The sequence below is a fragment of the Verrucomicrobiota bacterium genome, from assembly GCA_039192515.1.
In the GTDB taxonomy this organism is placed as follows: Bacteria; Verrucomicrobiota; Verrucomicrobiia; order Methylacidiphilales; family JBCCWR01; genus JBCCWR01.
Genome location: JBCCXA010000038.1, coordinates 18,990 through 28,422 on the forward strand (window position 1 = coordinate 18,990; position 9,433 = coordinate 28,422).

The 9,433-nt window shown below is 38.0% G+C and carries 11 protein-coding genes; 7 read left to right on the top strand and 4 right to left on the bottom strand.

Annotation, left to right across the window (positions count from 1 at the left end; translation table 11 throughout):
• Nucleotides 1-26: 26 nt before the first annotated feature.
• Complete coding sequence (locus AAGA18_13535) at nt 27-428, top strand: VOC family protein (GenBank protein MEM9446360.1); 402 nt, start codon at nt 27-29, stop codon at nt 426-428.
• Nucleotides 429-800: 372 nt separating this feature from the next.
• Here the strand turns inward: AAGA18_13535 and AAGA18_13540 are convergent, their stop codons facing one another.
• The 3 genes from AAGA18_13540 to AAGA18_13550 all read right to left on the bottom strand — a co-directional run bounded on the left by AAGA18_13540 (nt 801) and on the right by AAGA18_13550 (nt 2,245).
• Nucleotides 801-1,718 carry a GTP-binding protein gene (locus AAGA18_13540; GenBank protein MEM9446361.1) on the bottom strand — a complete coding sequence of 306 codons (918 nt, stop codon included), beginning with the start codon at nt 1,716-1,718 and terminating at the stop codon, nt 801-803.
• Nucleotides 1,719-1,794: 76 nt separating this feature from the next.
• Nucleotides 1,795-1,968, bottom strand: a complete 174-nt coding sequence (locus AAGA18_13545) for a hypothetical protein (GenBank protein MEM9446362.1) — start codon at nt 1,966-1,968, stop codon at nt 1,795-1,797.
• Nucleotides 1,969-1,984: 16 nt separating this feature from the next.
• Nucleotides 1,985-2,245 carry a hypothetical protein gene (locus tag AAGA18_13550; GenBank protein MEM9446363.1) on the bottom strand — a complete coding sequence of 87 codons (261 nt, stop codon included), beginning with the start codon at nt 2,243-2,245 and terminating at the stop codon, nt 1,985-1,987.
• Nucleotides 2,246-2,823: 578 nt separating this feature from the next.
• On the opposite strand from AAGA18_13550, the gene AAGA18_13555 reads away from it, so the two are divergent.
• Genes AAGA18_13555 through AAGA18_13565 form a run of 3 tightly spaced genes read left to right on the top strand, consistent with a single transcriptional unit; the run spans nt 2,824 to nt 5,705 of the window.
• Complete coding sequence (locus AAGA18_13555; protein MEM9446364.1) at nt 2,824-3,186, top strand: response regulator; 363 nt, start codon at nt 2,824-2,826, stop codon at nt 3,184-3,186.
• 8 nt (nt 3,187-3,194) lie between these two features.
• Nucleotides 3,195-3,797: a chemotaxis protein CheC gene (locus AAGA18_13560; GenBank protein ID MEM9446365.1), complete on the top strand. Its 603-nt coding sequence runs from the start codon at nt 3,195-3,197 to the stop codon at nt 3,795-3,797.
• 12 nt (nt 3,798-3,809) lie between these two features.
• Entirely contained in the window at nt 3,810-5,705 is a 1,896-nt protein-coding gene (locus AAGA18_13565; GenBank protein ID MEM9446366.1) for an ATP-binding protein, read from the top strand.
• Nucleotides 5,706-5,801: 96 nt separating this feature from the next.
• Here the strand turns inward: AAGA18_13565 and AAGA18_13570 are convergent, their stop codons facing one another.
• Nucleotides 5,802-6,128, bottom strand: a complete 327-nt coding sequence (locus tag AAGA18_13570) for an STAS domain-containing protein (GenBank protein MEM9446367.1) — start codon at nt 6,126-6,128, stop codon at nt 5,802-5,804.
• A 317-nt stretch (nt 6,129-6,445) separates the two neighbouring features.
• Here AAGA18_13570 and AAGA18_13575 point away from each other — a divergent pair, with 317 nt between their 5' ends.
• The 3 genes from AAGA18_13575 (at nt 6,446) to AAGA18_13585 (ending at nt 9,009) form a co-directional block, all read left to right on the top strand.
• On the top strand, nt 6,446-7,168 hold the full coding sequence (locus tag AAGA18_13575) for a DUF547 domain-containing protein (protein MEM9446368.1): 723 nt from the start codon (nt 6,446-6,448) through the stop codon (nt 7,166-7,168).
• 403 nt (nt 7,169-7,571) lie between these two features.
• Nucleotides 7,572-7,907, top strand: a complete 336-nt coding sequence (locus tag AAGA18_13580; protein MEM9446369.1) for an aldehyde dehydrogenase family protein — start codon at nt 7,572-7,574, stop codon at nt 7,905-7,907.
• Nucleotides 7,888-9,009, top strand: coding sequence for an aldehyde dehydrogenase family protein (locus AAGA18_13585; GenBank protein MEM9446370.1), 1,122 nt, complete (start codon nt 7,888-7,890; stop codon nt 9,007-9,009). Before AAGA18_13580 ends, AAGA18_13585 begins: the two co-directional genes overlap by 20 nt.
• The last annotated feature ends 424 nt before the right edge of the window (nt 9,010-9,433 follow it).

Sequence of the window (9,433 nt, forward strand, 5' to 3'; positions counted from 1 at the left end):
TCTCCAGATTTTTAGTAGTTTAAGGTATGGTTACAGAAAGAAATGCAGTAGGATGGTTTGAGATTTATGTTTCGGACTTAGATCGAGCAAAAACTTTTTATGAGGCAACTTTTGAAATTACATTAACGGAGTTACCTGCGCCTAAGGCGGAAGGGGTACCTCCCGTGAAGATGTTGGCATTTCCGACAAGCCAAGAAAAGTTCTTGCCTGGTGCACCCGGTGCTATTTGCAAAATGGACGGTGTAGAGCCTAAAACGGGCGGCACTCTGATCTATTTTAGTTGTAAAGATTGCGCCTATAATGCGAGTCTGGCTGAGAAAGCTGGAGGTAAAGTCCAAGCTCCCAAGTTTTCTATTGGACAATATGGTTTTATTTCAATGATTGAAGACACAGAGGGTAACACAATTGGTCTTCATTCGATGGAGTAGCGTCTATTTTTGCTGTAATCAAATAAGTGATATTAATTATAAAGCCAAGAAAATATCCTCTGAAAACTCGAACAAGAGATCTTCACCTATTTAGCGAAGTATAAAAAGGATGTGAAATGGATGCCACAGAGACTCAAAGATCTGTGTGAGATCTTGACCCTGAGAAGTATAGATTCTTCTGGAGGTATCACCTATTAAGATCCTTGTCCTTACTCTATTAGGATGGGACTGCGTGAGATGGATAGTTTAGCCTTCTCTAGCATCTAAAACGAATGCTCAGATAGTGTAATTGAATACATCTTCGTCGGCGCTCTTTTTTTTGTAGCTCAAGTTTTTAGTTATCTTGTTCAACTTTTATTACATAATCGGGTTTTATCTAAACAAAGACTGGAGTTTGTCTGTTGGCAGGTTACTTCCTATACAGATGATGAGAGGCTCAATTTCATGGGATTCTGAGACAGGTTTGACGAGGATGTCTTCCTCAACTTTTTGAAAAATAAATTTTTGATTTGAAAGATCTTTGATGCGCACGATTCCTTTTGCTCTGATTACCTGTTCTGGCAATTGTTTTAATTTTCTGTAAAAGTTTTTTTGGATGACCGATGCAGGTAATGGAGACTCCCAGGAGTTAAAATGGTATTTAGTATGGTTGTGAGCATGCTTTTTGGGCTTGTTAGGTACTGTGTATTGTAAATTAGTTTTGTTATTAACGTTGGCGACTACTTTAACAAGCTCATTGGCTATAGATTCTAATTTCATGATTTCTGCATGAGGTGCATAAACGCGAATGTCTTTCCTAACCGTATCCATCCGTTTCTTGCTGGTATGGGTTGTTTTGCTCAAATGAATAAAACTCGCAGTGGAGATTTGCTCACTTTCTAACTGATCATGCCCATGACGTTTCTGCCAAGATTTGGTGTCTACAATTGAAATTTGAAGTGGTTTGGTATAGCGCTGGCACTCTTTCCTGAGGGATAGGTTTTCGATTAGTGTGATACTATCTGTAACACCATTTGATTCAAGCAGCACAACATCTCCAACTGCTACTTTTAATTCGTGTAATATTCGAATCAACTCTTCAAAAGAACCACAACAAACACAGCTTCCGTTTATGGGCGTAATGGTTTCTGCAATATCTTTGAAATAGATCGCATCAACTCGAGCATTTTGAAAGTCATTAATAACGACATGAGGCCTTACCTCTTTTTTGATCAGAAGAGGAATAATATCTTTTAAAAAAGTAGTTTTCCCAGCTCCAAGGAAGCCTACAACAGGTATTAATGGAACCATATATACTAAATTACAGCTAAACAATGAGATGGCAACCACTTGAGGTATGCCAGAATTCGTATCACTGCAAATTGATTTAAATATTGCGCTCGAACGTTGATTCTCCTGCGCCTAGTCTGGCTAGAGACTCTTCTTTCCTTCGTAACGAATTTTGAACGAAACAACGAGTCAAAAATGCGGCTGTACCCAGGACCGTAATGCCTAGACCCAACTTTGCCAGATGTTTCTTTTGTGCGTTTGAATGCTTCATAGTGTGTTAGTCTTTCCTAGTAGTTTAAGGTTAGCTCAAATGGGTGATAATATCCAATGGCTATGGCAGATGACACTTCTGGCGGAATCTCAAGGGCTATTGCTAATTGCTCTATTCTATTTCTTGAGTATGCCCATGTGTAGTATTGGCCTGATAAATTATAATGTCTTGGATTAAAAATCCATAAATGTCTAATAAATATAGTAGTATTCTTCAAAAAATAATCAATAAATATGGTTCTGGAGTAATGACGTAGATAATCTTGCTTAATATTCATTTATTCCTCTATTTTTCCGGGAGCCTGAAAAATAACCAGCATTAATGTATTATGAATAACTAATTCAGTCGAAACAAATAAATTAGTAAATACGTAAAGATTTTATATCAAATTTACGTGGGCGTTTAGGATAATGAGGTCACTATATTTGATGAACCGTTTGAATTTAAAATTAAATTACTTCAACTCCTATTGCATTAGGAACCTGGACGTTGGCCTGGCAGGTAGCTGAAAATCAATAGTTATTAGCAAATGGATACTGTCTATTTTAGTGAAGTGAAGGCGAGACAAGGAAGTGATCCGAGCGCGACTCTGGGGTAGGAACATAGGTCTGAAGAAGCGATATTTCTAGGGAGGTGTATGTTTCTTGGGGAATAAGATTTTACACATACCTTGAAGCCTATGTACCATGTGATTTAATTTTACTTCTCTAGAGCATTTAGCATTGCCCTATAAAAAGTGTTGTAGAAGAAGGTGGCGAGACAACCAAAAGTTAAAAGTTTAATGTTATAAATCTTCTCGTCTCTAATTATCACAACCTAAGGAGAGTAAATTGCTAGTCGATATGGAAAAAATACATGAATAAAATATTAATTGTTGATGACTCTAGAACACAGAGAAATTGGATTAAGGCCTCTATAGGTGAAGATGGCTACGATATCAAAGAAGCTGGCAATGGCTCTGAAGCTTTAACTTTAGTTGAAGACGAACAATTTGATCTAATACTCTGCGATCTGAATATGCCTGTTATGAGTGGAGTCGATCTTATGGAAACGATGAAAGCGCGTGATATTAGTGTTCCTGTAATTATCATCACAGCGGATATCCAAGATTCTACAAAGAAAAAATGCATGGACTTAAGTGTCAAAGCATTTGTTAACAAGCCGTTGAAGGACGATAGGCTAAAAAATGCTGTCGAAGAGGTATTAAAGGTGGCTTAAGGAACTATATGACCTTAGATTTAACAGAGGATCAAATTGACGCTTTGAAAGAAATTGCCAACGTGGGACTAGGGCGCGCAGCTGGTCTGTTAAATGATATGCTCAGCATGCATGTCGAATTATGTATACCTGAGGTGGTGGGTGTGCCTCCGGAATATCTACACGAAGCGCTAGCGGATTACGATGAAGGTCTTTTTTCTATCGTAGAGCTTCCATTTCAAGGGGATTACGGCGGTGTGTCATCTCTTCTTTTTCCTCCTAAAAGTGCTGCAAATTTAATTTCAGCTGTCACAGATGAAAAAGTTGACGCAGAAAATATTAGTAGTCTGCATATTGAGATAATGCATGAGTTAGGGAGTATTGTTTTAAATGGGATTATGGGTTCTTTTTCGAATATATTAGGATCAAATTTACGCTTTAGCTTACCTAGTTATTCCGAAAATACGCTTGATGTTATTGAGGCAAAGTACAAAGAGCGTCCCGAAATTATTCTCATTTTAATTAAGACAAAGTTTACAGTTGTCCAAGAAAACATAGAGGGGCATATCATGCTTTTCTTTGAAGTGGCATCTTTTAATTATTTGATCAAGGCCATAGACGAACTCAGTTAACTAAGCCTGGTGATGTTTGATTTTTTGCAAGATTTTCCTGTAGGCATTTGTTTCTGTAAGAGAAATTATACGGTTCGTTTTTGGAATAGTCGGTTAGAAATATGGACAGGGATTAGTGCTCAGCAGATAGTTGACAAGGATTTACGAGACTTTTTCCCTGAAATTAAATCAAAACGGTATACTGACCGTATAAAGATGGTTTATGAAGACAAAGCTCCCGCCATTTTCTCTTCTATGTTACATGAAACGTTGTTCAAATGCTGTTCATTGTCTTCAGAACACTCAATTCATAATATTACTGTTTTACCTAACTATAATAAGGCAGAGCACGCGTACGATTTTTCTATCATAGCTGAAGATGTTACTGCCCTAAAAAAACGTTCACAGGACTTTCAGGAGAGTAAAAATTTTCTCTCACTGATAATGAATTCTGCCCCTGACCTTATTTCTGTAAAAGACAGGGAGCATAAGATAGTGAATGCTAATAAGGCATTTTTACAATTTGGTCTTAAAGAGCGGCTTAACGGAACATCAGATCATCATTCTGCTCCCCAAGAGTCTGAAGATTTTTTTGACCTGGATCGTTTAGCATTTAGGGAGGGTCAATCAGAGGCGAAAGAAACGATTCCATTCTCAAATGGACAGATTCGGACTTTACATACAAAGAAAATACGATTCTGTGATCAAAAAGATCAGCCTTATTTACTTAGCATATCAAGAGACATAACCGACCAAATAAAAGAGCAAAAGGTTATGAACGAGATATACAGGATTGCTTCTACAAACTTATTAGAGTTTAGAGAAAAAATACGGGTAACCTTGGAAGTGGGAAGAGTCTATTTTGGTTTAGATTCAGGGGCTATTAATAATATTAGGAATAATAAATATGAGGTAGCTTTCACTTCTTGTAACACTGGTTTAGAAGAGGGACATATTTTTGACCTTGAAGGGACATATTGTTGGTCTGTTTATAATCACCATTCTGTTCAAGCGTGGCATGATACTACGAAGAGTAATATTGCTTTAGACCCTAGTTATCACAAACTAGGAATAAATGCATACATAGGAACCAGAGTTTTTGTTAATGAGAAGGTATACGGCACACTGAGTTTTACATCTAGGACTCCTAGAAAAATTCCTTTTACAGAACAGGAAAAGTCATTTTTGAATTTAATTGCTCAGTATATAGGAAATGAAATTGCTAAAGAGGAACTCCTGCGAAGTTTACAACATGCAAATAGCGAGCTAGAGGAATTTGCTTATAGGACTTCCCATGATTTACGGTCACCTCTTGTTTCATCAGTTAGTCTTTTAGGTATGGCAAAAGAGGCCCTTGCTAAGGGTCAACAGGAGACAGCTATTGATAGTTTGAATCGTATACAGAAATCGCTTACTAAGTTAGAGACTCTGGTAAAAGACATTTTAGCTCTCACCTATGTTAAAGGTGTTGAGGAAGAAGAAACGGAGATTGATTTAAATCTTCTGATTGACGTGGCTCTAGAAAAATTTGCGCATATGAGTCATTTTGGGCGGCTGCAGTTCAAGAGGGATTTGACCTTCCAAGAGCCTCTCTGTCTCAAAAAGAGCCGTATAACACTCATAGTAGAAAATTTGATTTCTAACGCGATTAAATATCAAGACCTAGAAGAGCAATCTTCATATTTTAAGATTTCTTCATACAGACAAGATAAAAACTTTGTGTTGGAGGCAGAAGATAATGGTTTAGGTATTCCCGAGGATGATCATGGAAAGTTATTTCAAATGTTTAAGCGTTTCCATGCAAAGGTTGCATTTGGTTCTGGTCTAGGGCTTTACATGATGAAAAAAAGTGCTGAAATTTTAGGGGGCAATTTGATTTTTGAAGAGCCCAAAAAAGGGGTCATCTTTAGATTAATGCTTCCCTTGTAAAAACTTTCATTCTCAGGGGTTACTTTACCATGGATCGTTATCTCAAAAGTATTCAGAGGAGATTCTTAGATTCGTCAAAAAAAAATGAGCTTCTTGTCATTCGACTAAAACTAACTTAGCTTTGTTATTAATTAAGGAGATATTAAGGATTTTCAGAACGTAAGCATTCTTGACCATGATTTCTGGCCTGATGTTTTTGGTTTGGATGACATTCATGAGAGATAACACTAATTTTATGCCTGCTGCATCAATCATTTTAGATTTTGTCAGGTCAATAGTCACGTGCGTCCACTTTCTTGTATCATTTTGAATTTTGTCTATGAACTCGCTCTGAAAAGCTTTTACAGTTGTGCTTAGGGTATCAGTGTTAAGGGTTATTTTCATCGCGCCACTACTTATATTATAATCTAACCTATATTGCATCACAGCGTAGGCTTACACACGGGTAAGCTTCAGTTAAAGGAAAAAAATTAAACATTTAATTTTTTACAATAAAAGTTAAAAACTCGATTGGCCAGATAACAATAAACATGTCAAAAATAGCTCAGTAATAGTATGTGAGCTATGAGCTGTTCATAGGTTCGCTCTTATATTTAGCTATTTAACTTTTGACAAACTTGCTGTCTTTGAGTTGGAAAAAATCATTTACTTCATACCAACAAACTGTGGATACTGCATACAGGAAAAGCATCAGGTGCGTGAGTAGAGGAATAAAAGAGCTTTAAATTAGTCCCACAGATATGAAGTCAATGATATTAGCTATGTTAGCTTGGTGTGCGTCAATACACTTGGTAGCAGCTGAAAATTGGCGAGATGCCTATTCAGCCTTACTAGAAAAATATGTCAGCGAAGAAGGTGTCGATTACGGTGCCTGGAAAGGGAATCAAGCAGATGTAACGGAGTTAAATCAAATCATGGATCATATTTCTAGGCATGGTCCCGGTGCGGACACGAAGGAAGCAAAGCTGGCCTACTATATGAACGCATATAATGCTTGGGTTCTAAAGCATGTTTTAGATAAATATCCTATTACAAGTGTGACAGATCTTGGGTCAGGTTTTGAGCTTTTTTCAGAGAAGCGTATCCAAGTGGGTGGTGATAAAATGTCACTTAACTACTTAGAGAAAGAATTACTAATCAAGCAACTGGATGAACCAAGAGTGCATTTTGGAGTGAATTGTGCTGCTAAAAGTTGTCCTCCACTTGCATCTTATGCCTTTACTTCTGATCGAGTAGATCTCCAGCTTGAACAACTATCTGCTGACTTTATACTTAAAAATCCGACTGGAGTAAAAGTATCTGATAATACTGTGAAGTTGTCTAAGATCTTCGAATGGTATTCTAAAGACTTTGAGCCTGAAGGTGTCATTTTCTTTGTGAATAGATATCGAAGTAAAAAAATACCTAAAGACATTGAGTTCTCCTATTTTAAGTATGACTGGGCACTCAATAAATCTAAGTGATTCATGGAGGAGTGTTACGAGGGCAGTTAGATTCAAGAGGCTTAGGGCTTTATTTTTTTCATAGGCTTAGAAAAATCTATTCAAGTCTTTGATCGCGGGAAGCTGCAGCTCGATTTGAAGAATCCTTTTTTGATATAGCAGTATCTTGCATCTACGAGGAGGCGCTCAAATTCTTGTGTATCTTATTTGTGTTCCATCACAAATAAGGGTAAGCGGTTAGAGGTTAATGATACAAGAGGTCATCTAGTGAGATTAGTAAAAGAGGGTGCTGCTCTTCTTGAATATTGCTTTGCGGACATAACAGTCCATCTTGTAGGCATGATACGGTGTAATGTGGATAGTGATTCAGTGATTCCAATCCTAGATAACAAATTAAGAAACGTTATGCAGCTATCTAGAGCTTATGAGATCTGAATTTAAGTCTTTTGTTCCAAAAGCAAGAAGCAGCGAAGAATTCGTTAATGTTGTTGCGCCATTTGATGGTGCTGTCATTGGTAAAATTGAAGTCGCTAATCAAGTAACAGTCGAGACTGCGCTAGAGACCGCGCATGAGTTGTTTCAAGATCATTCACGCAAGCTGACTACATGGGAGCGTGTTGCTATATTGGAGAAAACCATAGAGCTACTAGAAAAGCATAGAGATCAATTTGCCCTGGAATCAGCTCGTGAAGGAGGGAAACCTTTGGTTGATTCAAAAGTAGAAGTAGCGCGTGCTTTAGATGGTATTAACTTGTATTGAATTTCTTCGGACTCAAGCGGGTGAGGAAATTCCTATGGGGCTCAATCCTGCCTCTGCTAAGCGGCTGGCTTTTACTTCACATGAGCCTATTGGTCTGGTTTTAGCATACAGCGCTTTCAATCATCCACTGAACCTGATCATTCATCAGATCGTTCCCGCTATAGCAGTGGGATGCCCAATTATTATCAAACCAGCGTTAGATACCCCGCTTACGTGTTTTCGATTGGTGGAGTTATTTCATGAAGCGGGCTTGCCTCCTGAATACTGCCAAGCTATAACACTCAAAGATCTTGATCTTGCAACCAAGCTTGTAAGTGACCAAAGAATAGCGTTTTTTTCTTTCATTGGTAGTCCTGCTGTGGGGTGGATGTTGCGATCAAAGTTAGCTCCTGGAGCTAGGTGCGCTCTCGAGCATGGTGGTGCGGCTCCGGTAATCTTTACTGAAGATGCTGATATTGAAAATGCCGCAGATGGATTAGTGAAGGGTGCTTTTTATCATGCAGGCCAAGTTTGCGTATCAGTGCAGAGAATTTTTATTCATGTACATAAAATTGATTTTTTGTCTGAGAGTATCACCGAAGCTGCAAAAAAATTAGTGATAGGTGATCCCATTATTGAAACCACAGAAGTGGGGCCACTGATCCGACCTCGCGAGGTTGATCGAGTTGCAGAATGGGTCAGTAACGCTTTAAATGAAGGTGCTAGAAAAACGACAGGGGGCAATAAAATATTTGAATCCTGTTATGAACCAACGGTGCTTTTAAATCCTTCTGTTGATAGTAAAGTCAGCAAACAGGAAATTTTTGGTCCTGTCGTATGTCTCTATTCTTACACTGAAATAGATAAAGCAATTGAGCAGGCCAATAGCCTACCTTTTTCATTTCAAGCGTCTGTCTTTAGTTCCGATATAGATACCATTAGCTATTGCTACAAGAGGCTGAATGCGTCGGCTGTGATAGCCAATGATCATACAGCTTTCAGGGTGGATTGGATGCCATTTGCAGGTCTTAAGACATCCGGCTTAGGAACAGGAGGTATTCCTTATACGATGAGAGATCTTCAAACCAAAAAAATGCTAGTCATTAAATCGCCAAAATTGTAGGTGATACGGGAGGCATTACTCTGAATTCATTTTTGCATGTAAAAATTTTTAAGATTGATACTTTTATGGATTTTGTGTTTGCCTTTTTTACTGGTTTTCAAATTTGCTACTCGAATGATATAATCATAGGCATCAATTTTCCGCCGCTTGATCCCCTGATATCAACACGGGTCCAAGCACCAAGGTGCTACGCAGATCTCTGCAGACCTTCACTCATGAACCCAGAGAATCACAGGTTGGATTAGGCACTCCAGCCATTCCTTCAAACATGCACTCGGTTGATTCGTTACTAGAGCAATTTTCAATTAAGTAACAACAATCTGTACATTTTCCGTAATGAGATATATAAGCTTAAAAATGAAAGCTTATAGTAGAGATCTAAGAGAGAAAATTATACAGGCCTTGATGGGTGGGATGAGTCAAA

Excerpts from the sequence above, each read along its gene's own strand:
- AAGA18_13535 (MEM9446360.1), top strand. The coding sequence starts at position 27 with ATGGTTACAGAAAGAAATGCAGTAGGATGGTTTGAGATTTATGTTTCG.
- AAGA18_13540 (MEM9446361.1), bottom strand. The coding sequence starts at position 1,718 with ATGGTTCCATTAATACCTGTTGTAGGCTTCCTTGGAGCTGGGAAAACT.
- AAGA18_13545 (MEM9446362.1), bottom strand. The coding sequence starts at position 1,968 with ATGAAGCATTCAAACGCACAAAAGAAACATCTGGCAAAGTTGGGTCTA.
- AAGA18_13550 (MEM9446363.1), bottom strand. The coding sequence starts at position 2,245 with ATGAATATTAAGCAAGATTATCTACGTCATTACTCCAGAACCATATTT.
- AAGA18_13555 (MEM9446364.1), top strand. The coding sequence starts at position 2,824 with ATGAATAAAATATTAATTGTTGATGACTCTAGAACACAGAGAAATTGG.
- AAGA18_13560 (MEM9446365.1), top strand. The coding sequence starts at position 3,195 with ATGACCTTAGATTTAACAGAGGATCAAATTGACGCTTTGAAAGAAATT.
- AAGA18_13565 (MEM9446366.1), top strand. The coding sequence starts at position 3,810 with ATGTTTGATTTTTTGCAAGATTTTCCTGTAGGCATTTGTTTCTGTAAG.
- AAGA18_13570 (MEM9446367.1), bottom strand. The coding sequence starts at position 6,128 with ATGCAATATAGGTTAGATTATAATATAAGTAGTGGCGCGATGAAAATA.
- AAGA18_13575 (MEM9446368.1), top strand. The coding sequence starts at position 6,446 with ATGAAGTCAATGATATTAGCTATGTTAGCTTGGTGTGCGTCAATACAC.
- AAGA18_13580 (MEM9446369.1), top strand. The coding sequence starts at position 7,572 with ATGAGATCTGAATTTAAGTCTTTTGTTCCAAAAGCAAGAAGCAGCGAA.
- AAGA18_13585 (MEM9446370.1), top strand. The coding sequence starts at position 7,888 with ATGGTATTAACTTGTATTGAATTTCTTCGGACTCAAGCGGGTGAGGAA.